21 protein-coding genes are annotated in these 26,003 nt (G+C 37.1%); 1 reads left to right on the plus strand and 20 read right to left on the minus strand.

Annotated features, from left to right (window positions below; all coding sequences use genetic code 11):
* Positions 1 to 250 precede the first annotated feature (250 nt).
* From KHA96_RS06860 to KHA96_RS06935, 17 genes are all read right to left on the minus strand, one after another.
* On the minus strand, positions 251 to 859 hold the full coding sequence (locus KHA96_RS06860) for a TVP38/TMEM64 family protein (RefSeq protein ID WP_213128493.1): 609 nt from the start codon (positions 857 to 859) through the stop codon (positions 251 to 253).
* 207 nt (positions 860 to 1,066) lie between these two features.
* Positions 1,067 to 3,304, minus strand: coding sequence for a glycoside hydrolase family 3 protein (locus KHA96_RS06865; protein WP_213128494.1), 2,238 nt, complete (start codon positions 3,302 to 3,304; stop codon positions 1,067 to 1,069).
* 15 nt (positions 3,305 to 3,319) lie between these two features.
* On the minus strand, positions 3,320 to 4,144 hold the full coding sequence (locus KHA96_RS06870; RefSeq protein ID WP_213128495.1) for a sugar phosphate isomerase/epimerase family protein: 825 nt from the start codon (positions 4,142 to 4,144) through the stop codon (positions 3,320 to 3,322).
* Positions 4,145 to 4,167: 23 nt separating this feature from the next.
* Entirely contained in the window at positions 4,168 to 5,295 is a 1,128-nt protein-coding gene (locus KHA96_RS06875) for a Gfo/Idh/MocA family protein (protein WP_213128496.1), read from the minus strand.
* A 374-nt stretch (positions 5,296 to 5,669) separates the two neighbouring features.
* Complete coding sequence (locus KHA96_RS06880; RefSeq protein WP_213128497.1) at positions 5,670 to 7,325, minus strand: CocE/NonD family hydrolase; 1,656 nt, start codon at positions 7,323 to 7,325, stop codon at positions 5,670 to 5,672.
* A 33-nt stretch (positions 7,326 to 7,358) separates the two neighbouring features.
* Positions 7,359 to 9,095, minus strand: a complete 1,737-nt coding sequence (locus KHA96_RS06885; protein ID WP_213128499.1) for a CocE/NonD family hydrolase — start codon at positions 9,093 to 9,095, stop codon at positions 7,359 to 7,361.
* 20 nt (positions 9,096 to 9,115) lie between these two features.
* Positions 9,116 to 9,775, minus strand: a complete 660-nt coding sequence (locus tag KHA96_RS06890) for a CoA transferase subunit B (RefSeq protein WP_213128501.1) — start codon at positions 9,773 to 9,775, stop codon at positions 9,116 to 9,118.
* A gap of 35 nt (positions 9,776 to 9,810) precedes the next feature.
* Positions 9,811 to 10,500, minus strand: a complete 690-nt coding sequence (locus tag KHA96_RS06895) for a CoA transferase subunit A (RefSeq protein WP_213128502.1) — start codon at positions 10,498 to 10,500, stop codon at positions 9,811 to 9,813.
* Positions 10,501 to 10,520: 20 nt separating this feature from the next.
* Entirely contained in the window at positions 10,521 to 11,699 is a 1,179-nt protein-coding gene (locus KHA96_RS06900; protein WP_213128504.1) for an acetyl-CoA C-acetyltransferase, read from the minus strand.
* Positions 11,700 to 11,738: 39 nt separating this feature from the next.
* A complete protein-coding gene (locus KHA96_RS06905; protein ID WP_213128506.1) occupies positions 11,739 to 12,047 on the minus strand; it encodes an AtuA-related protein in 309 nt (102 codons plus the stop codon).
* 96 nt (positions 12,048 to 12,143) lie between these two features.
* The gene (locus tag KHA96_RS06910; protein ID WP_213128507.1) at positions 12,144 to 13,703 is read right to left on the minus strand and encodes a carboxylesterase/lipase family protein; all 1,560 of its coding nucleotides are present in this window, start codon (positions 13,701 to 13,703) and stop codon (positions 12,144 to 12,146) included.
* 123 nt (positions 13,704 to 13,826) lie between these two features.
* On the minus strand, positions 13,827 to 14,714 hold the full coding sequence (locus KHA96_RS06915; protein WP_213128509.1) for a carbohydrate ABC transporter permease: 888 nt from the start codon (positions 14,712 to 14,714) through the stop codon (positions 13,827 to 13,829).
* An 18-nt stretch (positions 14,715 to 14,732) separates the two neighbouring features.
* A complete protein-coding gene (locus KHA96_RS06920) occupies positions 14,733 to 15,602 on the minus strand; it encodes an ABC transporter permease (protein WP_213128723.1) in 870 nt (289 codons plus the stop codon).
* A 287-nt stretch (positions 15,603 to 15,889) separates the two neighbouring features.
* Complete coding sequence (locus tag KHA96_RS06925) at positions 15,890 to 17,374, minus strand: ABC transporter substrate-binding protein (protein WP_213128511.1); 1,485 nt, start codon at positions 17,372 to 17,374, stop codon at positions 15,890 to 15,892.
* A 281-nt stretch (positions 17,375 to 17,655) separates the two neighbouring features.
* Positions 17,656 to 17,790: an AtuA-related protein gene (locus KHA96_RS23475; protein ID WP_481748213.1), complete on the minus strand. Its 135-nt coding sequence runs from the start codon at positions 17,788 to 17,790 to the stop codon at positions 17,656 to 17,658.
* Positions 17,759 to 19,153 carry an acyclic terpene utilization AtuA family protein gene (locus KHA96_RS06930; protein WP_249315306.1) on the minus strand — a complete coding sequence of 465 codons (1,395 nt, stop codon included), beginning with the start codon at positions 19,151 to 19,153 and terminating at the stop codon, positions 17,759 to 17,761. The genes KHA96_RS23475 and KHA96_RS06930 overlap by 32 nt, the downstream gene beginning before the upstream one ends.
* A gap of 178 nt (positions 19,154 to 19,331) precedes the next feature.
* Entirely contained in the window at positions 19,332 to 20,114 is a 783-nt protein-coding gene (locus KHA96_RS06935) for an alpha/beta hydrolase (RefSeq protein ID WP_213128513.1), read from the minus strand.
* Positions 20,115 to 20,439: 325 nt separating this feature from the next.
* Between KHA96_RS06935 and KHA96_RS06940 the strand changes: the two genes are divergently transcribed.
* Positions 20,440 to 21,357: a LysR family transcriptional regulator gene (locus KHA96_RS06940; RefSeq protein WP_249315307.1), complete on the plus strand. Its 918-nt coding sequence runs from the start codon at positions 20,440 to 20,442 to the stop codon at positions 21,355 to 21,357.
* A gap of 804 nt (positions 21,358 to 22,161) precedes the next feature.
* Here the strand turns inward: KHA96_RS06940 and KHA96_RS06945 are convergent.
* The 3 genes from KHA96_RS06945 to KHA96_RS06955 all read right to left on the minus strand — a co-directional run bounded on the left by KHA96_RS06945 (position 22,162) and on the right by KHA96_RS06955 (position 25,876).
* The gene (locus KHA96_RS06945; protein ID WP_213128514.1) at positions 22,162 to 22,572 is read right to left on the minus strand and encodes a hypothetical protein; all 411 of its coding nucleotides are present in this window, start codon (positions 22,570 to 22,572) and stop codon (positions 22,162 to 22,164) included.
* 159 nt (positions 22,573 to 22,731) lie between these two features.
* Positions 22,732 to 22,908, minus strand: coding sequence for an alpha-L-rhamnosidase-related protein (locus tag KHA96_RS06950; RefSeq protein ID WP_213128516.1), 177 nt, complete (start codon positions 22,906 to 22,908; stop codon positions 22,732 to 22,734).
* A gap of 319 nt (positions 22,909 to 23,227) precedes the next feature.
* Entirely contained in the window at positions 23,228 to 25,876 is a 2,649-nt protein-coding gene (locus KHA96_RS06955) for an alpha-L-rhamnosidase (protein WP_213128518.1), read from the minus strand.
* Between the last annotated feature and the right edge of the window lie 127 nt (positions 25,877 to 26,003).

The raw sequence follows: 26,003 nt of genomic DNA on the forward strand, positions 1-26,003 counted from the left end.
ATCTATACCTATTATACCATATCGAACATACGATCCCAAGGAAAACGAAAGCTTTTAGTCTTCGAGGTAATGATCCGCAGGAAGCGACATCAGCGACAAAATATAAGAAAGTGCGTGTATGCCTTTTTCGACCTTTGTCTGGGATAAAGGAAATAAGAGGAGCCTCATAAGCGACCCTGGCAAGCGAATAAGAAATTTCCTTCAAAGACATTAAAAATAAAAAAAGCCACCCAATAAGATAGGCAACTTTTCATCCTCGAGTATGGGCTTTACTTTTCATTCTGCCCTCAATATGCTTTCCGGCATACCAAAGAATAAAGATTATGAGTAAAACAATCCCTGTTCGAATTGGCTGTTTAATCAATGAAACAACGTCATATCCAATAAAGCTTAATGTAAAGATCATTACAGCTTTACCGCCAATAACGGCAAGCATATACTGATAAATATTGATTTTCGAAAGCCCGGCAACAATATTAACAATCGCTGACGGTGTAAAGGGAAAACATAATAATAGAAATAATGGACCGAATCCTCGTCTTTCTACCCATACTGTTAAGCTATGGACTTTCTTGTTCTTTTGCAAAAATTGAAAAACACGGGCGTCTCCATATCTCCGTACAAGTAAAAAAACTAGTAAAGCACCGATTGAAGCTCCCAACCAAGAAAAGAAGAAACCCCATCCTAACCCAAAAGCATTAGCAGTAGCCATGACAAATAGAAATAAAGGCAAAAATGGTAGAAAAGCTTCCAATAATGGTAAAGCAATACTTGGGAGGGGACCAAACGAGCGGTATTTATCAATTAAATCAACTATGTTCTCCAGTGTAAACCATTCTTTAAATGAAAAAAAATCCATGAGCATTCCTCAATTCGCACTATCGGGATAAAGAATAAACCTATTTGAATCATGTAAATTATATCACAATATATAGGGGTAATTCTTCATCCATTGTTACAGAATACCCATTTATAATCGGTCATAAACAACTAGATGGAAAGCATTAAAAGATGCACCTCTTTTAATTTTTCCTTCATAAAAGAAATGCACCTTTCGTAGACTTATCTATTTTTCTATTTTTTCCTTCTTATATTTTTCTGTGCGTCCATCATTTATGATTCCTTGCCAATTGAGACCGAAGGCAAACTCATATATATTTCCCTCGGAGTCGGTATGGCAATCCATATCATGTGGAACATCTTCAAATTGTTCTTCAACCGTTTTCATGTTGGCTGGCATTTGCAATGGCAGAAGCCCCGATGGTTCACTCTTCCCACTGATGATGTCTAGCAGCGCTTGATCTTGAACGCCAAAATTAGCAAGAATCACGTCAACCTCTTTTTCAAACTCTTCAACAACAGCAGGTTTTGAAAGTAGAAGCGAAACAATGACTGGCTTTCCCTTCATCGCTTTTTTTGTTTCCAATATTAAATCAAGATCCGTTGTATTAGGTGGTGTGAACGACTTATTACGATAATTTCGATCTAGAACCTCCCTCGGATCGCCTATAATACTTTTCTCCCGTGCATATACCGCTTTATAAGGCTTATATTGCAGGCTGATTGGAACATAGCCAGTCCCCCCAGTTTCAAAATCCTCCTTGCTGTAGCCAGCGCCTTCAGGATTTGAGATTGCAACAATAGCAAAGTCTGCTTCATCTGGATTATCCGTAACATTATAATAATTTTTCACGATTTCCAAATTAATTGGATACTCCAGCCTTTCAGGTATAACATGACCAAACCAGCTTCTGCCTTCAGCAATATAACGTTTTGGAATGTAAACGGTCTTGCCTTTTTGAAGTGGTAACACATTTTCGTGATTTTTTAATAAAACTAAAGATTTTAATTGAGCATCATAGCCTTTTTTCATAAATTCTGCATTTCCAACAATCTCAGCACTCTTTTCCGGTAGTAAATACGGATTTTCAAATAAGCCTAACCGAAAAATATTTAATAGGAGTCGAACAGCAGACTGTTCGAAACGTTTACGCATAAACTCGCTGCCATATTCTTTTACACCCATTTTGTACGCTTCAATAATCGGCCCAGCCTCATTATTTCCACCAAACTGATCGACGCCCGCCATTAATACTTTATAATGACGTTCAGCTACACTTAAGTGTTCTACACCCCAAGGCTTTCCGGAAAAAGTATCAACTGTTGGTGGTTCATCTGCTGTGATCATCCAATCCGTGCAAACGACTCCTTCATAACCGTATTTTTCACGAAGTAGAGTTTGAACGATGTATTTATTATACGAGTTCCCAACATTTTCTTTTGCTTCGTGATCTTGTTCATATGAAATTGTGTAATAAGGCATAACTGCTGATGCCATCTTCGTTTTTCCAGATAATTTGAATGCCCCTTCAGTAAAAGGGATTAAATGTTCATCGAAATTATCCCCTGGATAAACAGCATATTTTCCAAAGCCCCAGTGGGCATCTCTGCCGCCTTCCCCGGAGCCCCCTCCCGGCCAATGTTTCACCATAGCATTTACACTATCATAGCCCCATCCATCAGCAGTTTCGTTCTCCTTTTCGGATGTTTGAAAACCATCTACATAAGAACGTGCTAAATCAGTAGTAAGTTTTGGATCTTCTCCGAATGTTCCATTGAACCGCATCCATCTTGGATCTGTTGCAAGATCGATTTGAGGAGATAATGCAGTTGTGATTCCAAGAGCTCGATATTCCTTGGAAGCAACTTCCCCAAACTCCTTAACTACATCCGGATTAAAGGTTGCCGCTAATCCAAGTGTTTCCGGCCACATTGAAATGGCGCCGCCAGCACCTGCATTAAATTCAGCGCTTGCAATGGAAGCATGACGAGGGTCCGAACTATTATTTATTGGGATGCCTAATCCAATACCTTCAACAAGAGATTGCGCGTTATTATTCCATTTAGCTGCGACTTCTGGACTTTCCACAGTTGTAATCAATACATGTCGCAAATCATCGTTAATAAGAAAATCTTTTTGTTGATCGGATAAATCGGAAGAATTAGCACCGCTTTCATCAAATGATTTCCCACAAAATGTTCCAGGGAAAAAGCCTTTCGATGCAGGAATGGCTTGATGACTGCTATAAAGCATTAACCCAGCAATTTGTTCAATTGTCATTTTGGAAGCAAGGTCTTTTGCCCGTTCTTCAGCTGAAAGACGCCAATCCTCATATTTATCAAGCTTTCCATCTTTGCTTAAATCTTTAAAATACTTGCCATCCACCTCTAAAATGTGGACACCCGACTCCGTTGAATATCCTAGAGTCGGTCCGCCTTCATTTTTAACATATTTTATCGCCATAAGATTTCTCCATTCTTATGATTCTATTAATCCTAAATTAACTAGATTTTCATAGCTCATTTTTAAGCTTTCAAATGGATCTCTATCGCTTTCATCTTGTTCAACAATTAACCACTTCGTGCCTATTTCCTCTGCAACGTTAGCTATTGCTTTAAAATCAAGAATACCTTCCCCGATTTCAGCAAATGGTTCCTTCACTCCTTGAGCAAATAATTCTTTTAAATCTAAGATTCCTTCACCAAACCCTGTAGAGATTTGTTCTCCTCCAGCTTTCATATCCTTAATATGGAGCAACGGTGCACGGTTCTTTAATCTGCGGAGATATTGAACGGGATCTTCTCCCCCTCTTCTTATCCAGTATGTATCCAATTCGGTTTGCACGAGCGCTGGATCTGTTTCACGAAGCAAGATATCTAATACATATTCTCCATCAACTTTAAAGAATTCCCAATGGTGATTATGATATAGGAAAGTGACTCCTCGCTTACGGAACTGTTCTCCGACCTCATTCATTTTTTCCGCTTTTTCTAAGACATCTTCTTTGGATTTAAAAATCATCGATATCGTAACAAATTTTTCGGCATTCATTTCTTCAAGATAGTCTGCAATTTTATCTACTTCAAAATCTAATGTATCAAAACCTGCATGAGTACCGACGACTTTAAGTCCTAATCCATCTAATAGTGATTTCTGTTCTGCAACTGACATACCTTCTGGCGGGGGACCAAGTTCAATCCCTTTGTAGCCAATTTCAGCTACCTTTTTAATAGAACCTACATAATCATTACTCATTGCCTCACGAATCGTGTAAGGTTGAACGCCTATAGGAAACTTTTTCATACAATGATCATCCTCTCAAATTATTAATCTAATACGTTATCTTTAAGACCAATTGGCAATGCAGCTGGACGGTCAATCGTAGATTGAATAGAAATATGTTTTTCGCTCTCGGACGCTTCAAAAATACTCAATGAAATATCTAATATATGTCTAGCCAACTCTCCACTTGCCCGATGTTTTCTACCTGATTGAATGGCATAGGCCATATCAGCAACTCCAATTCCCCTACTATCCTCACTAAAACCATGCGTTAGCGGAATTGTTTTCGTTTCAAAATTTGAGTACTGAATGGTTACATCCCCAATGAAACCTGGAATCGGACCAAAAAAGTTTGGATCAGGAACAGTCAAATTACCTTTCGTTCCAAAGATTTCCAACCTTGGACGATAGCCAAAGCTTTCCTTTGCAGCTTGAACATTGGCAACCGCGCCACTATGAAAATCCAAAGTAGCCGCAACATTTGTAGGTGCTTCTACTGGGAATGTTTCTCCAAAACGAGGAGATTTTTCATTCGTAATGGTCACCTCTTCATGAAGTTTTTGTGCAGATCCGGTTACTCTTTTTACAGGTCCCAGCATCGCTACTAAAGCGGTCAAATAATACGGTCCCATATCCATAATTGGATCTCCGCCGAGCTTCAAGAAATTTTGGAAATTAGGATGCATACCATCAGCGGCACTTCCCATAATAATAGATGCATTTGCGGCGTATGGTTGTCCAATTTCCCCATCTTCAATAAGCTTGATACAAGTTTGAACGCTAGCACCTAAGAAAGTGTCTGGCGCGCAGCCTACAAGCAAACCTTTTGATTTTGCTAGATTTAGAACTTCATCCGCGTCATCACGATTAAGTGCAAATGGCTTTTCTGTATATACATGCTTACCTGAGTTAAGCGTTTGCATGTTAACCGAAGCATGCGCTGCTGGAGCTGTTAAATTAATCACAATTTCAACTTCTGGATTAGCCAGTAATTCTTCCACTGTGCAGGAAATAGGAACATTAAACTCCTCTGCTCGTTTTTCTGCAAGTTCTGGAACTAAATCTGCTACTGCTACAACTTCTAAAATATTGTTGAACACTTGTGTACAATTTTTAAGATATATCGCGCTGATCATACCACAGCCGATGACACCGACTTTGACTTTATTCATATGATACCTCCATTTTTATATTAAAATACTATTTCTGTAATGTAATTGTACCAATTATACTCTAAATATTCTATTTATTTTTAGCAAAGTTTTTCCCTATTACGAACGAACGTTTCCACATTTCCTACTTTTTCGAAGATTTTTTTAAAGTTACATCTTTTGCGTAAATATAGGACAAGGAGATCTGGTCGATCCAATACCTTGTCTTAAGTTGAAACTGAAATTCTAGCAAAAAATTAGCAATACGGAATACCTTTTAAAAAATTGAAGAGAATGGCAAATCGAGACCTCTTGGAATATCTAACTAAAAAAGTAAAACAGACCTTACAGGTAACAGATAATCAGCAAAGGATACTGATTTGTTCGACTAACATCTACAGTCCACTATGTGTAACAGGGATTTCTATACATGAAGGATAGTTAACCCCAAAATGAATGACTTGTTTAGCTATCTTTGTTTCTTTTTGACAAGCCCATACATCTGCTATATTCGGATGTGCGTGATATGCTGGAAAATTTGATGATGAAATATCCACTCTTAAGCGTGAGCATTTTTTTACTGTCCATGTAATGGGCCAACAATCTATTTCCACCATAACTATGTCCTCAGGATTATAGTGATAATGTTTATTATTTCTGTATCGCAGACAAGTAATTCCATCCCTTATATTATACGATGTTCCATCCGGAAACATTTCCATTACTGCTATTGTGAAGGATGTATCCTCTGCGTTGGAACTAACGAATAGATTTGCACGAATTTTACCTGCAATTTCTAAATCTTCGTCAAGTGGCTCTGATATAAATGAAATTACATCGCCCCTTGTACCCATTTTATCTTGTATTACACTCGCTGGGGGCGCGGCATTTGGATTACCTGTTAAATAAGACATGATTGCAGCCCCACCCTTAGTAGGAACTGGATTGTCGGGATTATAATAATAAGTAACTTTTCCAGCGCTTAATTTACTATTAAGAGTTAGTTCTCCTACTTTACCATTAATTTCTTTAAGGTAGAAACAGACAGAATTCTCCTCTTTCATCCATCCACTCCACGACCGCCAGTTTCCTTCCCCGATTGTATAAGTGATTAATCTTTCTTTGGCCATTTCAAATTCTTTTTCTTTTAAATGGTGATTAAACCATTGCAAAGCTGCATCAAACTGTTGCTCTCCAAATTTATCATGATTTGGATATGACAAATCTCCCGACACACCTTCAGTATGAACCCAAGGCCCTATAATAAAAATGCTGTCATCCCTTATTGATTGTGGTAGCTTTTTATAGCTTTGAATGGAAGCATCTAAATTATGATCGAACCATCCGGCAACCATCATAATAGGGATATTTGTTTTCCTTGGTATTTCTTTTAATTCAGCCCAAAGTCCCGTTGACCAATACGAACTTTGGGAGTCAATATTCGTTACCCAATCGCGATACCACGGAAGCTGTTTACCAAATAATTGATAATCCATTTCAATATGCGGTTTTATTTTTAATGCTTCATCATAAAGGTTTTTATGCGGATATTTTGGTTGTATTCCTGAGTTTCCGATTGCCCAGACGGTATAAATATCATGCCTAAACATTCCATTCATATAATTTTGTCGATATCTTTCAATACCAGTTACAGAAATAAACATTGTCTTAACTTCGGTCGGAAGATCCTCCGCCATCATCCATTGGACAACCCCTGAATAAGAAGCGCCATACGTTGCAATATTTCCGTCCATCCAATCTTGTTTAATAATCCAGTCTATCGTATCTAATCCATCATTTTTTTCATAAATAAATGGTGTCCATTCACCTTCTGATTTGCCTGTTCCTCTACATTCCTGAACGATAAATACATACCCATGCTCTGCCCATTTGTTTTGAATATCCTTCCATACTGGCAATATATTTGAATAAGGGGTTCGACTTAGAATTACTGGCCATGGACCGTGCCCTTTTGGAAACTGAACATAGGTAGACAATTTAATCCCATCTCTCACTGGAATAAAGAAATGTTTCCAAGTCTCAAATATCATAAATGCACCCCATTTTAGCTACTTTATTTAATTTTAATTAGTAATTGGTATTTCTACATAAGAGTGAAATCCCTTACCAACATATATTTTTTGATTTGCAATTATCGTCGCCCCTTCTTCTGCCCATTCTCCCTTTTTATTTGGATGAATATGATAAGCAGGGAAGTTTGAAGAGGAAATATCTAAACGTAACCTTGATCCCTTCTTCACGGCCCATGTAATCGCCCATAGCTCAATCTCCAATTCAACGATGCTATCCGGTTGATAACCTTGAGGCTTTTCAGATCCATTTCTGTACCTAATACTTGTAATCCCATCGCGAATGTTATACGCCTCACCATTTTGAAACACTTCCATCAGTTTTACTGTAAAGGAAGTATCTTCTACGTCCGTTGAAGCACTTAGATGAACTTTCACTGAGCCTGAAATAATCATGTCTTTTTCCAAAGCCTCTGAAACAAAAGATAAGATATCATTTCTTTTTCCTATTGGCTCTTGTAATACACTAGAGGGAGGGTACCCTCTAAAATCCGGGGAAATCCACGCCAATAGAGCCTCCCCTCCTCTTGTTTTCACTGGCATCTCTGGATCATATTGAAATGATAAATGAGAAGGTTCTGGAGAGTCATTAGTTAAAGCTAATTTATTTGCCCCATAGGACTTTCCCCCATCCAGATAAAATTTTAGGTGGTGTGATGATTTCAGCCATCCTTCCCAATCCTTCCATTGTGCATTCCTTATAACGTAAGTCTCTACCACCCCTTTTGGTTCGCTGTAATCTTCTTTTTTCAAGTGATGATTGAACCATTTTATTGCTTCTTTAAAACTATTATAATTTGAATTAGGATATTCTAAATCCCCGCCTGGCTTTAAAGTATGTATCCATGGACCTATAACAAACTTACTTTTATTCTTAACATCTTCACTTAATTTTTGATATCCCTTGACCATACCGTCCAAGTGATGGTCATACCAACCACCAACTAAAAATAGCGGAACCTTAAGCTTTTTCGGAATCTTACTTAATAAATTCCAAATTCCCTGCTCCCAATAATTGGAATTTTTGCCGACGTTCGTTATCCATTCCCTATACCATTGGAATTTTTCTCCGAATAATTGGATGTCCATATCTATATGCGGCCTAATCTTTAAGGCATTTTGATAGATATCACCCAATTTACCCTCTATCGAAACACCTGAATTTTCTACAGCCCAAGATGTATATATTTCGTGTCGAAACATTCCATTCATGTACATTTGAGCATATCGTTCAGTTCCAAAGACTCCTATAAAAAGTGTCTTGACCTCTTCTGGCAGTTGATCGGCAAGAATCCATTGCTCAAACCCCCCGTATGAGTGCCCATACATGGCAATATTACTGTTCATCCATTCTTGCTTGATAATCCATTGTAATGTATCGAGGCCGTCATTCCGTTCATTTTCAAATGGTGTCCAAATACCTTCCGAATCACCTTTTCCACGGCATTCCTGGCTTACAACCACAAATCCATACTTGGTGAATTGCTTACTTGTAACTGCTAAAAATTCCTTTTGTTGAGGGTAGGGACTTCTTTCTAAAATTACCGGCCATGGTCCTTGTCCACTAGGAAAATAAACCCTTGTAAATAATTTAATTCCATCACGCATTTCTACCATGGTTTCTATTAAACTGTGAAAAGAATGTGTCGTCTCAAGCTCCGATTCTATAACTTCTAATTGAAAAATTAAATCTTGAACATAATCATTATTTTTTATATTTTCCTTTTCCATTTAACTCACCCTTCCTAACATTAAAAGGCGTTAAATAATATATTTTCATTGACATGTAATTCTGGTTCAGTTATTTTCTTTATATCCTCAATACTGTAACCCCTTGCAATCTCGGACAAAACCAAACCGTTGCTTGTTACATCAATCACAGCCCTGTCAGTAATAATTCTATTCACGACTCTTTTACCGGTTAGTGGCAATGTGCAATGATTCACTATTTTAGGTGAGCCGTTTTTACTGACATGTTCCATAATAACTACTACACGCTTTGCACCATGAACTAAATCCATCGCGCCACCCATACCTTTAACCATTTTTCCAGGAATCATCCAATTTGCTAAATCACCCGACTCGGACACTTCCATGGCACCAAGAATGGCTATATCAATATGTCCTCCGCGAATCATGGCAAAGGAATCTGCACTAGAAAAATACGAAGCCCCATTTACAGTGGTAACTGTTTCCTTTCCTGCGTTTATTAAATCCGGGTCTATTTCCGCCACAGTTGGGTAAGGGCCAATTCCAAGCAATCCATTCTCAGATTGAAGCATGACATTCTTTTCATTAATATAATTTGCAACAAGCGTTGGCATTCCTATACCTAGGTTGACGTAATAGCCATCTTCAATTTCTTTTTCAGCACGAATGGCAATCCGCTCTCTATGAGATAAAATATCCATTAAGACCCCGTCCTTCCTTATAAATTTCAGAAAATCTATGGTCGTAAAGTTCGCCTTTCTATCCTTTTTTCCTGTTTCCCTACGATCAATCTCTGGGTAAAAATCCCTGGACTATGTACATGGCTCGGCTCAATTTCACCGATATCTACCAACTGCTCTACTTCAGCAATTGTTATTTTTCCTGCTGTAGCCATCATTGGATTAAAATTTTGAGCGGTTTTATGAAATAGAAGGTTCCCGTATCGATCTGCCTTATATGCTCTAATCAAACTAAAATCCGCTACCAACGATTCTTCCAACATATATTCCTTTCCGTTGAAGTTACGGATCTCTTTTCCATGGGCTATAGGTGTTCCCACACCAGCCGGTGTATAAAAAGCTGGAATGCCCGCTCCACCGGCTCTAATTTTCTCTGCAAGAGTGCCCTGTGGAATTAGTTCTACCTCTATTTCCCCAGCTAAAAGTTGCCTTTCAAACTCTTTGTTTTCACCAACATATGAAGCTATTATTCTTTTTATTTGGCGTTTCTTAAGAAGTAAACCCAATCCCCAATCATCTACACCACAGTTATTTGAAATGACGGTAAGGTCCTTTACTCCTTTTTCAGCCATAGCCAAAATTAAATTTTCTGGGATCCCTACTAAACCGAATCCCCCGACCATAATAGTTGAACCATCCTGAATATCTTCAATTGACTCTAAAAATGAATGAAAGATCGGCTTCACCTATAAGACCCCTTTCAGGTTTATACTCTTTCAATGATAGTGGTAATTCCCTGGCCGCCCCCAATACAAAGCGTGGCTAAGCCAAGACTAGCATCTCCATGTATCATTTCATAAATAAGGGTCGTCAGAACTCTTGCTCCACTTGCTCCTATCGGATGCCCCAAAGCAATCGCTCCACCATTTACATTTAATTTCGAAGGATCCACGTAAAAGTGTTTTGAAAAAGCGAGAGTTTGTGCTGCAAAAGCTTCATTGACCTCTATTACATCTACGTCTTCCATATGTAGTCCGGCTTTATTTAATGCTTTTTCAGTTGCTGGAATAGGACCAGTCCCCATAATATCTGGATCTACGCCGGCAGTTGCATTAGCACGAATAATGGCTAATGGTTTAAGCCCCCTTTTCTTCGCAGCCTCTCTGCTCATGAGAACCAATGCCGCAGCACCATCATTAATCCCCGAAGAATTACCCGCTGTTACAAATCCATCCGTCTTAAAAGCGGGCTTTAGGCGTTTTAGCCCTTCAAATGTAACATTAGCACGGGGATGTTCATCTGCATCAAATTGAATCGGATCACCTTTCCTTGTTGGAATCTCGATAGGTATTATTTCATCTTTGAAACGCCCCTGTTCATTTGCCATACCCGCTTTCTTCTGACTTTCCAATGCAAATTGGTCCAATTCTTCCCTAGTAAAACCGTATTTTACACAAATGTTTTCCGCAGTGATTCCCATATGTTGATCATTAATGGCACACCATAATCCATCATTAATCATACTGTCCACGGTAAGCTGATCCCCCATTCTAAATCCAGAGCGGGCATTTTTTAATAAATATGGTGCTTGACTCATATTTTCCATCCCACCAGCAACAACTATCTCACTATCTCCACAAATAATCGATTGGCAGGCTAAGTGTACAGCCTTAAGACCGGAACCACATACTTGGTTAATGGTAGTTGCGGCCGCACTGAATGGAATCCCAGCTAATACACTAGATTGTCTGGCTGGATTTTGTCCAAGACCGGCTTGAATAGCATTACCCATCAAAACTTCATCAACTTCGGAATCTTTTATGTTACCTCTTTGAATCGCTTCTTTTATGGCAATGGCTCCTAATTGGATGGCAGAGATGTCCTTAAGTGAACCTTGAAAACTACCAATGGGAGTTCTTACAGCACTTACAATTGCAACCTCCATTTTTAAAAACCTCTTATCTTTATTTTTATATGCAATTTTTTAACATTCTTCTATTTCCATATCCAATAAAGCGGAACTAAGGCTTTTTCCGTGAGCATCCAAGCTTAAAGAACGTGTTACACCACCGGATAATGCATTATGCATGACGAAATTAAGTGCTCCAATCGATGGTATTTCATAACGAATTACCTCACCTTCCACAATCCCCGAAAACCATTCTCTCACTCTTTCGGCAGTTACTTGTTTTCTGACAAACTCGTAGTCTTTCATGTCATAAACGATTAGAGATATATTAGAAATGTTACCCTTATCTCCTGTTCTAGAATGTGCTACATTTCTTAATTTCATCATTTTTCACCTCAACGTGTAGAACATTGATATCCATTTACTGTTGTGGAAATCATCCAGTCAATGAAAGACTGGTTTTGTGTGATTTTTTAAGGATCAGTGTTGAATATCTTGCTGAAACAACTCTGCAAGAGAAAATGGCGGTAAAGCCTCTTCGAATAGAGCAAATAGTGCATGATCATAATTGTTACGAACTTCGCAGTTACGGTCAAAGATCATTGTTGGCTCATTATCAACCGTGACGGCTGGCCAATTTGGTAGACTATCATGGTTAGGATTACCATTGCGGGCAAAGCTAACAAATGCATTGAATACTTGTTTTTCCAATTTATCAGACACACCTGGAATATTACATACTTCCACTTTATCCGTATTATGAAAGACAAATGGGATATCTGCACAATGCCAAGCAGTTTTTCCATGTTCATAAGGAAAGTCCAAGGTGAAATTGTATAGGTATACAGGTGCTTTTCCATCCGTAGCATGTAACTGAGCTAATGCTTTTGTCGGGATGCGGAAAACGCGATCCAATGACAGTAAATCTATTATCTTCTTGTCTGGGTATGCCTTGACAAACAAGTCTATTATTTCTTCTGAACGTTCACCGAATTTTTTAGCGACAATTGTTCTCATTTCCTCGTCTGTTAACTCTTGTTTATTAAATGGCAAAGGTGCGAAAGAAAACTCACCATAAACAGAGCCTACCATAAGTGTAATTGTTTTTGCATGTTCGGTATAGCCGCTTAACAGTGGTTCACCCATATAGAAGTCATCTTTGATTGGTGCACAACCAACATAATCACCTTCTTGTGCTATTTGGGGACTTACTTTATTATATGCCTGTGCTAAATCATGATATGGAATGGTTTCTAGTTTTTCTATTTCATTTTTTGAAATTTTTAATTCTTCTAGTAAAGCATTGACGATTTTTGTACCATCACCTTTACCTGGACGTAAAAGCTTTCCATCAGAAACACCACTCATCACAATCGCTTTATGGAACAAACCGTTTGCACTCGGAATTTGCATTAAACCAGTGACTTTCATACCACCACCAGACTGACCGAAAATTGTAACATTTTCTGGATCACCACCAAAATTTGCAATATTTTCATTAACCCATTGCAATGCTGCTACAAGATCGGCATGACCAGCATTGCCTGTGTTTTTATACTTTTCACCAAAAGGAGAAAGGTCCAAATATCCTAAAACATTTAATCGATGGTTGACCGATACAACAACTACATCACCGTGACGACTCATATTAAAGCCATCATAAGCTACTTGTTCAATAGAAGATCCTGCTGAATAACCACCACCATGTAACCAGACCATTACAGGTTTTTTAGCATGAGTATCTATGCTTTCTGTCCAAACGTTTAGATTCAAGCAATTTTCATCCTGTGGCCAATATCGGTGTGGTACTAGAAGTTCACCAGTTGGAGTGTCTCTTGTAAGCAATGGAGATACTAAGCCATATGAAGTGGCTTGTTTTACTCCTTCCCAAGGAGTGACTGGTGTTGGCATTTGGAATCTCTTTGCTTCCGCGTAAGGAATGCCTTTAAAAATGTACATGTCATCGAATAAATACCCTTTCAATTTTCCGGATTTTGTTTGTACAAGAGCCACATCATCATATGCAAATTTTTTTACCATCGTTAAATTCCTCCATTAATTTATTTGACAATAGTTATTCTTACATAAAATGTAAGAATAACTATTGTCCATTTTTAAATATAATTTATTAATATATGCAAGATTCAAGTAATTAATATATAGTCAACCTTTCACTGCACCTAATTGGATCCCTTTTATCAAATACTTTTGGAAGAATGGATAGGCAACGATAATGGGCAATATACCGATAACCGCAATCGCCATACGGACGGCGGTACTTGGAATCTCAGACGCGGCTTGGCTTGCGTTGGATCCTAAATCACTACTTGCCAAAAATTGAATATCCTGCATCATCCTGTTAAGCATGTTTTGAATACTGAACAATTTTGGATCTGTTAAATAAATCAAACCATTAAACCAATCATTCCAGTAAACAATCGTTTGTAAAAGGCCAATCGTTGCCAAAATTGGTAAAGAAAGTGGTAGTACGATTGAAACAAATGTTCGGAATTCCCCTGCACCATCGATTCTCGCTGATTCAATAACGGGTTCAGGAATTGACATTATGAAAAATGACCTCATTAATAGAACGTTAAATCCATTCATTAATAATCCTGGTACAATCAATGCCCAAATTGTATTTTTTACATCAAATATTTGTGTATACACTAGATAAGTTGGCACTAAACCACCATTAAATAATAATGTAAAGAAGACGATAAATGATAACGTATTACGGTATGGAAGATCTTTTCTAGAAAGACCATACGCAAGCATAGAAGTAATAATCAAACTTGATACTGTTCCAGTAATAGTTACAAAAATCGTAATTCCATATCCACGTGCAATACTGGAAAAGTTAGTCATTAAATAGTCATATGCTGCCGTACTAAATTCAGCTGGCCAAAAATTGTATCCTTCCTTTAATATCATTTGTTCACTAGTAAGCGAAGAAGAGATTAAGATAATAAAAGGAATAATACTAGCTATAGCAAGTATGATTAAGACCACATGAGACACGACTTGTGTTATCCGATCAGAAGTTGCCATTAACATCTCACCTCGATTTTAAAATAATGCACTATCTTTATCTTTCATTCGAACAAGCCAGTTTGATAACAATACCAGGATAAATCCAACAATGGATTGGTACATGCCGGCAGCAGCTGACATCCCAATATCACCTAATTGCATAAGTCCGCGGTATACATACGTATCGATTACATTAGTCGTATCATAAATGGCTCCAGAATTCATTGGTACTTGGTAAAAGAGACCGAAATCTGAGTAGAAGATTTTTCCAATCCCAAGTAATGTTAACATAATGATGATTGGCATAATTAACGGAATCGTAATATGACGAATTTGGTGCCATCTACTTGCACCATCTAATGTTGCAGCTTCGTAAAGCTCATGATCAATACCGACAATGGCCGCAAGGAAGATAATACTCGAAAACCCTATACCCTTCCACATATTTACAATCGTTAAAATATATGGCCATACCCCTGATTCCGTATACCAAGATACTTCATCCAAACCTAACATTGGTAAAATTGTTTTATTGAAAAATCCTACATCTGTACTGAGGAACGCAAATGCCAAATAACTTACAATAACCATAGAAATTAAAAAAGGTAAAAGAATGGCACTTTGATAAAAACTTTTAACAAACTTATTCTTAATTTCATTTAACATGATAGCTACGGCTACAGCGACTACTGTATTAATAATAATAAATGCGCCATTGTATAGGATTGTATTTCGGGTAATAATCCAGGCATCTTGAGTCGTGAATAAATATTTAAAGTTATCAAGGCCGACCCATTCACTTGCCCATATTCCTACTGAATAGTTAATATCCTTAAACGCAATGACTAATCCGAACATCGGTAAATAGTTATTAATGAGTAGATAGATTAACCCCGGGGCCATCATAATAAAAATAGGAAGATGTTTTTTAAAATTAACTTTTTTCTTCTTCGCACGTGGTATTACTTTAATATCACTCTGCACTTTTTTTATTGTAGCTTCTTGTGCCAATGTTCTAACCTCCTTATAAATGCATATTTGTTACTAATATGAATTTTTATAAAGTTGTAACTTTGCTACTATCTAAAAAACGACTTTTAATGTATACTATTCCATTACTGTGAACGCATCCAAACTCCGGAATACTTATTCGGGATTATAGAGAACTAGCATAAAACTAGTTCTCTATAAAACTACTTCTTATTCGCTTTCCATTCATCCAGTTGTTTTTGTTTTTCTGCAATGATTTTATCCGCGCCGGCAGCTTTTAGCTTTCCATGAAACTCTGGTAAGCTTTTATCAGGATCCAATGTTCCCATTTCTAAGGCTTTTTGATATTGTTCAATAACGTTAGACACAGTAGCAATTTCTGTCTTAACAGGATCTGCATTAAAGGTAAATCCAAAAGCGGGTGATTGCCTAGCTGTATCATTAAATGCGCTCATTTGCTCCCAGTAATCTGCTGGCTGACCTTCTTTAATCTTTGTAATAAAGTTATTGGCAAGCTGCCACTGATCTAAAGAATAACCTGAATTTGGAATTAAATTAACAAAGCCATCTGTAGTTTCTTGATAGTGTTTTCCTTCAATTCCAAGGGTAAGTAAATTCATAATATCTGCATCAGTGTATAATAAGTTTAAAAATTCCATTGCTTTTTCAGGATTTTGGCTATTTTTAGCGATTGATAACATAAAACTTGTTATATTCCCTGTTGCTTGAAAATTATCTGTTGTCCTCACTGCAACCATTTCATAACCAGTGATAATCGATTCTTGCCTTTCAAAACCTGGTTTCGTGTTATTGATATACCCAAATGCTTTACCGTTCTTAACTTGAGGCGCTCCTAGTTCTTGAGCGGTAGCTGCATCTTTAGGCGTATAGCCAGCTTGATACCATTCCCTAGCTTTTTTGACAGCACTTTCATAAAGAGGATGTTCAAACTGATTGATGACCGTCCAATCCCCTTCTTTTGTCAAATCAAGAGCACCTACACTGCTACCGAAGTTATCAAACTTGGTGGCTATAGCTAAAGAAACAGGTGTTTGAGAACTTCCAGAAGGAATAATGTCAGGTTCATTTTCTTTAATAACTCTAAAGACTTCTCCTAAATCTTCGAACGTCTTTACATTGGACAAATCAATATTATGTTTATCCACAAGATCTTTTCTCATAATGAATCCAAAGTCAGCGGACCACTCTCTCATTGATGGGATTCCAAATATTTCTCCATTAACCCTAGTTGCATCTAATATATGATCTGGAAAAACCTCTAATATTCCTTGACCATAAGATTGTAATAAATCGTCTAAAGGAACTAATTGTCCTTTAACTGCTTGAGTATTGTAGTTGAATACGCTTCCAGTGACAATAAGATCTAGCTTTTCACCAGAGGTCAACATTAAATTTGTTTGCTCATTCCATACTCCAAAGCCTGTCGGTAAAAGTTCTACAGTTGCATTGATTTTTTCTTTAGTAATTTTACTAATTTCTTCCTCTATTAGCTTTAAATCATCTTGTGTTCCAGTATCGAGGTAAGCCATCGTAATTTTATAGGTTCCATCTCCACCTTTAGAAGAACTACTTTTTGATTTACCACTTCCAGAACAACCTGCAATAATGACAGAAACGAGTAAAATGGTTGTTAGAAACAAGTAAGAATATTTTGATTTATTAAACATGATTCTCCCCCTGTTAATTTAATAGATTTGGAATTAAAAAAATCAATTCCCTTAACCTCTTAATTTATTTATTGATATAACCCCTACATTTCCATTATAAATAAGCATCACCCCTTCTATTTTTCAGGTATCAAATAAAGCCGAACTACACTTTTTTTGTGAGCAGCCAAACTTAAAGAACGTGTTACAACACCGGATAAAGCATTATGTATTACGAAACTATGCGCTCAAAGCGTTGATATTTCCTCAAGAATTACGTCACCTTACACATTCCCTGAAAATCATTCTCTTACTTTATGGCAGTTACTTATTTTCTGACATATTCGTAATCTTGCATCATACATGATAGGAGATTTGTTTGAGATGTTGCCTTTATCACCTGTTCTAGAATGAGCTGCATTTCTTAGTCTCATCATTTTTCACCTCAATATATAAGACATTGATATCAATATCTGTCTGTGGAATAAGAATTGATCCAATAGCAATCACTTGTCTTACATTTATCCTCACTCCACCTCCCCCAGCAGGGCCATTAGTCATTAATGAATCAAACTCATGTCCAATCCGCTGTGCATCAATTTCTGACATTGTACGCCCGGCAATCCTAAGACGAACATCCATTGCTTCATGACAGGTAAACTCACTATTGATTTTATTTGAAAGGGAATCCCTATATAAGGAATTCACACCAATAAAATCTACCCTTAGTTCCTCAACGGGAATTTCATTCATTGTTAGTCTTTTATCAATGATTTGACCTGCTAGTTTCGCCCTTTCGTAAGCTCCAGATCCCCCGTAGCTAATCTCACACTCCACAATAAAACCATCACGATACCCTATACTTGTTTTATAATAATCTGTTCTCTTTTTACCAGTGGCTCCTATTACAAGAACCTCGTCTTTCTTTGTCTCCATAACCTGCACTTTAGAAAAATCTGCTATAACATCTGGTGTTAAATAATTAGCAGGATCATGAATCTCATAACAGATTTGTTCTTTTACTGTAGCTGAACTAACAATACCCCCAGTTTCTTTCAGTTTCGATATCGTTATATTGCCATTTTTATCAACTTCCGCTATTGGATACCCTAAGTTCCATATTTCTGGAACATCCTTTAATCCAGGGTCTGCAAAATACCCTCCCGTTACTTGGCAACCACATTCCAGTAGATGCCCCGCCATAATTCCCTTGCCCAATAGATCATAGTCATCTTTTTTCCAGCCAAACTTAAACATTAGCGGACCCAGAACTAAAGCAGGGTCAGCAACTCTTCCCGTAACAATAATATCTGCATCGCTTTTCAGCGCTTTGACAATGCCACCTGCGCCTATATATGCATTTGCTGATATAATAGAGGATTTTATCGATTTAACGGATTGCCCAGTCTCCATAATAGATTGTTCCAAATATTGGTCAATTAAATGAAAAACATCATCTCCTAAGACCACCGCAATTTTCACATATGGTATGTTTAATTGAACGGCTATTTCTTTGATCTTCTCTGCGGCTGATTTGGGATTAGCTGCACCCATATTTGTAATAATTTTCACTTTCTTTTCCAGGCAAATAGGTAAGATTTTAGAAAACCTATATTCTAGCCAATCATTATATCCTTTTTTTGGATCTTTTAATTTTTCTAATTGTGCCAACGCTATTGTTCTTTCTGCCAAACACTCAAAAATAATATAATCCAAATTTCCGTTTTCAATTATGTCTATTGCTGGTTTAATACGGTCTCCACCATATCCAGCACCCGATCCAATCCTTATTTTTTTCAAGGATACGCCCTCCTACTAAGCTGACTAATCCATTTTTAAACTTTAATGCAGGCTACTGAACGACCCTATCTTGTTCCCCTTAATTGAGGCCCATCATTACCGGAACATTCCCATAATATAAATGGGATGTTGATGGTTGGAACCAAATTGTGATTTCTTTTTATTTCTTCTCCGACTATTAATCCAGCTGCTTTAGTGGAAGCCAACGAACAACATCCTGAATGGTCTTATCCCAGAATGCCCAATCGTGGACTCCAGATTCCTCAGTATAAGTATAATCAAGATCTGTATTCATAAATGCTTCCTTAAGATCAAGATTATACTTATATAGGTGGTCTTCCTTTCCGCAGCTTTGGTAAAATTTTGGCTTGCTTTCCGATAATTTATCGCATTGTTCTATAAGATGGCATAAATCGTTTTCAGTTCCTTCCTGTGGTTCTTCTCCAAATACTAGCCTTAAAAAATCTGGTGAATTCCATTCTTGCATGATTTTCGATGAGGAAAAATTAGCCGTAGATAGACCTGCTGCAGCTGCAAATTGATTTGGTTTGCTTAAAGCCCACTTGAACGCCCCATATCCACCCATCGACAATCCAGCTACAAAGTTATCCTCTTTGGCTTCCGACAATGGAAACAAGGATCTAGCAATTTTAGGAAGCTCTTCCATCAAGAAAGTTCCATACTTACCTCCATAAGCCATATTCGTATAGAAACTAAAATGTGCATCCGGCATAACAACAGCTAACCCGAGGTCAGATACATATCTTTCAATTGAGGTTCTGCGGTTCCATATGGAATCATCATCCGATCCCCCGTGAAGCAACCAAAGCGTAGGATGACTGTCTCTTTTTGCTACACCATTCATCCCCACTTGACTATTTGTTTGTTGTGGTAAAATTACAGTCATAGAAGTGCTCATTCCCAATGCATCCGAGAAAAAATTACATTTTATTAAAGCCATTTTTTAAATTTCCTTTTAATATAAAAGAATTATACTAATTACATTTCTATCAAATCGTTGTTATTTCCATCCCTAAGATAATAGAATTGATAATACTAATTCTCTCTTTGCATATGATCCTTTAGTTAACTGACACTAGGATATTATTACCTCCTTTCAAAATGGAAATTTAAATACATTTGTTTTGGTGGTTTTCAATCTTTTCTGAATAATGAAGTTTTAACTAAGTATTGTATGAACAACTTAATTTGATTTTATATATAGGTAATAGAAATGTAAAATACAGTATGTTAATATTAATATAGGCACAGCCTATAGAAAGGGGATGATATTTATCAGAATCGAACAGCTAAAATACTTTGTAGAACTAGCTAAATACCAATCATTTTCTCTTGCTGCTAAGAATCTTCATATTTCTCAACCAAGTATTAGCCAAGCCATTTCTAATTTGGAGGATGAATTAAATGTGAAGTTATTTGAACGGTCACGTTCTGGAGTGAAACTAACAAAAATAGGTCGGACGCTATTAAAAAAAACACAGAGTACCCTTAATCTAATCCAAGACATCTATGATGAAGCTCAAGCACAAACCGATATATTGAATGGGAGTTTAAAGATAGCTACCATTCCCAGTATGTCCAACGCATTCCTTAGTGATGTACTGTCAATTTATAAGAAAAAGCATCCATATGTTCGTATTGAGGTAAATGAGGACGGTTCTAAACAAATTATGCAAGATGTAATTACTAATCGAGTGGATATTGGATTAATCTCCTCTCAGCCTGGTGATCAATTAGATAACAGAGTGGAATTTCGTCATTTACTAACTGGCACTTATATGGTTTGCATTGGCAAGAACTCTACTGTCCCCCTTTTTAATCCAATGCCGGTAGAAATAATCGCTCAAGAACCGATTGTGACATTTATAGAGAATTTTCGACAACATGAATATCTGAAAAAATTGTTAAATACTGACCATTTCAATATAATGTTAACAACTGGCCAAACAGAGACAACTAAAAAGTTAATTACCGAGGGAGTCGCTATTGGTTTTTATCCTAATTTCTCCATCATGAATAACGCATATGTTCAGTCTGGCGACATTATTCCTTTGGAAATACAAAATAATGATTTAATTCTCTTATTTGGATGGATTCGATTAAAAAATCGACATATGTCCAAGGCTTCTAAAGAATTTATTAAAGTTTTGAAAATGGCTATTCAAAATAAAGGATTTTCCTAAAAAAGGATAAAAGATTTAAGTGTGCCTGTCGCCACTCGAGTTTTTTTGCATTGATTTTTTCACATTAACCTATAAACTCACCCATGATCGACACGTGCTCGGTTCATGTCGATCTATTCCCTTATATATATCTACAAATTACCGATATATTTCTCCAATAACGTTTGATAAAGAGACGGGGGAAATTCTTACTTCAAAAATTACTTGAATCAAAATGGACTTAGAAAGTGATCAACCTATTAAAGGAATGATATTACTTGGCGCCAATTTGTCATTCCGCCAAATTAATAGTATTGCAGAAAAAAAACGAATCTAGTAGTTACGATACGTGCTTTGAAACAGAAAATATGATTTTATTGTAATGAATATGTTCTACACGCTTTCAATGCGACAAATTACCTGTTGGATAGAGGACAAAACTAAAATTGGATATGTTGAGTCAGACATTCGTTTTTACAATTTTGATATAAGAAGAGTGGATTTAAAATAGCATTAAAGGAACGAGTTATAGTTCTTACTAAGAAGTTTCAATATACATTACCGCCTACACAGGATGTTTCCCAATTGGTTCGATAATATCTAGGACTCCCAAATCAATCATCTTGAATTGACGACAATTGATGTAAAAAAGGAAAAAATTGCAGAAATGACCGTTGTTAGGAAAATTCAAAGTATTGAAAGTAAGGAAAACGATTGAATGAAAATGTTTGAGAATACGGAATTAGTGTGAAGAAATTCATGTATTTACCTATAGAATCAAAAAAGTGATGATTTCCGTAAGATGGAAATCACCACTTTCTTATTTTATCCATAATGAAGTTTTAATTTTGCGTACATATCTTGTAAAGTAAATGCGGAGTCGACAAAATGATACCAGCGTACCATTCTCTCTTTTTGGTAATGGACATATCGCATATCGCTAGTTTCCCTTGGGGCAGGCTTCATCACCCAACCATATTGATGCTCATCAAGTAAAAGGCTTACAATTGGTGAGTTACCTGAGTACCACACTTCTCCTTGGTGCCGATGGGAGATAAGAACTGTCACAAAGTTAAAATCACTCATTTTTTGAATTAAACAAGCCCCAATTTCTCTGTAAGGTTTTACATTAACTGCGAGTTCAGCAAGACTCACTCGCATTATTTTATAGACATTTTCAGGAATTATCCATAAAGAAATATTCGATTTGAATACAATTTGCTGCGTGTATTTCATTCATTAAGTTAAATTAAAATCTAACATCTGCCCAAACGCCCCCACCGGAGTTAGACCACCAATATAGCGAACGAGCCCATCTCCAATACAGCCGAATGCATAATGATTAAAAGAAAATGATCCCACAGTACCATCTGGTTTAACCGCTTCCCATGATTCCTAAATCGTTGTGGCACCATGTTGTACTTCATATAGCCAAGATGGACATTCAGTTTGCAGGAGAAGCTTACAGACAATATGTTCATATCCATTTTCACAAAGAACATCCATTATATATGGGACGGATAAAACTCCAGTATCTATTCGATCATTATTCAGCTTAATTAATTCTACCAATCTGTCTTAGACCTGTATAAGATTAATACCTCCCTAGTTAAAACATAATTTCATATAGTAATATTCAAAAAAATCTATGCCCTTCTGACAATTCTTAACGGTACCTGATGGGAACGGATGGCAACGAAAATCTATGTTAATAAGATTAAAAAAGTTTCCGGAACCACGTATCTAGATTACGGTTTTCTTTTTATAAAAAAGTAATCACACCTAAAATAATTGGTAGGTTACTTTAAAACATATTGAAACTCTCTTTCGCATCGTAATTATGACAAATTAACAAGTTACGATGTGCATTACAATTTGGGATCTTCAATAGTTAATATGCAAAACGGTACTTTCCAGATCCAACTAATACCTTTACTTGTCCACTATCTACTGTTGCAGCAAGCTCTTTAGATTGCTCTAACTGCAGATCACTTTCAAATATTTCTTTCCGGGAGGCATTAGGCAAAATAATTTCAGCCGCTGTATTAGCCGGAATCGTCACTTCCACTTCCATCGTTCCATCCTCATGTTTTTTCCAACTTGAGAAAATCGTGCCATACATTGTTTCTAGTTTCCCTTTAGCATACGATAAACCTTCTCCTGGAAGTGGCTTAATGATGCTCTTCTTATAAGCAGGGTACTGTTCATCCATATTAATTCCTGTTACTTTGCGATATAACCAATCTCCAATAGCCCCATAAGCGTAATGGTTAAAGGAGTTCATGTCTGCACTCCAAAAACTGCCGTCTTCTTTAATACCATCCCAATGCTCCCAAATTGTAGTCGCACCTTTTGTGACTTGGTATAACCATGATGGATAATCTTTTTGAAATAACAGTTTATATGCAGCTTCATTTTGGCCATTTTCACTTAATACATGGTTTAAGTAAGGCGTTCCTACAAAGCCTGTTGTTAAATGGAAATCACTCTCTTTCAATAAGTCCATTAGTTTCTCCACTGCCCTTACTTTTGCTTTTCCTTCTACTAATTCAAACATTAAAGCAAGTAATTGCGCAGTTTGCGTTGGCACTGAAAGGCGGCCAGCTGGTGTGACAAATTCCTCGTTAAAAGCTTTTACTATATTTGCGTGAAGCATAGCATATAGTTCCGCATCATGAGATTTCCCAAGAATTTGAGCTGTTTTTTGAAGCAAGGAAGTAGAATATGCATAAAAAGCAGTGGCGATATAATCCCGATCTGTTGCCCCGACATAACTATCTGGCTTTGAATCAAGAGCAAGCCAATCTCCGAAGTGAAAGCCGGTATTCCATAAAAATTCGTTTTCCCCTTGCTTGCGTATATATTCAACCCAAGCTTTCATACTGTCATACTGTTCTTCTAGCAATCTCTGATCCCCATAAACGAGATAAATAGTCCATGGGCAAATGACAGCTGCATCTCCCCAAGCTGCTGAACTGAATGGAGGCGGAAATTGTTGATTGCCTTTTTTTCCAAGAACATTCGGTACAACAAAAGGAACTCCACCATCATCAGCTTGATCACTTTTTAAATCTCTTAGCCACTTAGTGAAAAAAGGAGCAACATTCATTAAATATGCTGAGGTTCGGATAAACATTTGTGCATCACCTGTCCATCCAAGCCTTTCATCACGCTGTGGACAATCTGTAGGCACATCAAGAAAGTTCCCTTTTAATCCCCACAAAATATTATGTTGCAACTGATTAATCAGTGGGTCAGAACATTCAAAGCTGCCAGTAGGTTCCATTTCAGAATGGAGAACCACTCCGGTGAAATCATCCAAATTAAGCTGGCCCTCGGTAAATCCAATCAACTGAACATATCGGAATCCTTGGAACGTAAAATAGGGTTCAAATGTCTCTTTTTCCCCACCCTTTAAAATATAATGATTCGTTTGTTTAGCCGTACGAATATTATCCATATAGAAATTTCCGTCTTTATCCAGCACTTCTGCGTGGACTAACTTTACTTCTTGGCCAGCTTCTCCTCGTATAGAAAGGCGCAGCCATCCGACCATATTTTGTCCCATATCAAGGACAACTTCATCTTTAGGAGTCGTGATGAGTGCTATTGGTTTGATTTCTTCTATTTTTCGAACATCATCGTTTTCTTGAGCAACAATAATATCTTTTGTATATGAAATGGCTTCGACACGTTTCCAAATCTCTTCTTTTAGTTCTAGACGAGCATCATATGTTTCACCATGATAAATCTCAGACATGAGAATTGGACTTGCTGCAGCTTCCCACTGATCGTCTGAAGCAATAATCATTTCTGTCCCATCTTCGAGTGTAATGTGCATTTGAAATAGAAGTGCAAGACGGCTCCCATAATGAGAATGTGCTCCAGACCAAGCAAGTTCTCCCTTATACCATCCATTTCCTAGTAAAGCTTCAATAATATTTTCCCTACTATTAAGTAAAGCGGTTACATCATAAGTTTGATATTGCAGTCTTTCATGATAATTCGTCCAACCGGGGGTGAAATACGCATCTCCTACTTTTTGGCCATTTAAATGCAAATGATATATACCTAAAGCGGTTGCATAAATACGTGCAGAAGCGATCGGAGCATTTATACTAAAGCTTCGGCGCAATATTGGACTTTGGGTATCATCAACTAATTTCAAATCATTCGGCGCACTGATCCAATCAGCCATCCAACCGTCCTTATTAAGCAATCCCGTTTCCCAAAAACAAGTTTCTGACCAGCCCGTTCTTTCCCCTTGCTTATTACTAGCTTGTACACGATAGTAGTAACGCTTTCGTGGTGTAACATGTATATCCTTTAATTCAATATGGATGCTCTCTTCGGACATTACTTCACCAGAATCCCAAAGCAGGTTGACGAAATCTTGATCATCTGAAACTTGAATCTGGTAGGAAGATTGCACAACTCCTCTTTGATCAGATCGTAGTTTCCAACTAATCCGCGGTTTTTTCACATCAATTCCAATTGGATTTATCTTGTACTCAGAGCGAACATCTGAAATTGTAAACATAGTATTCTCCCTCCTATTTTGATGATACTTTTAAATACACCTGATATAAATGTACCATTTTTTGTTTACTTTTGTATATGTATTTTTATCTTTGTTTTACATGTAAAATAAAAATGGCTTAAGAAGT

It is taken from the genome of Bacillus sp. FJAT-49711, assembly GCF_018343715.1.
In the GTDB taxonomy this organism is placed as follows: domain Bacteria; phylum Bacillota; class Bacilli; order Bacillales; family Bacillaceae_C; genus Lederbergia.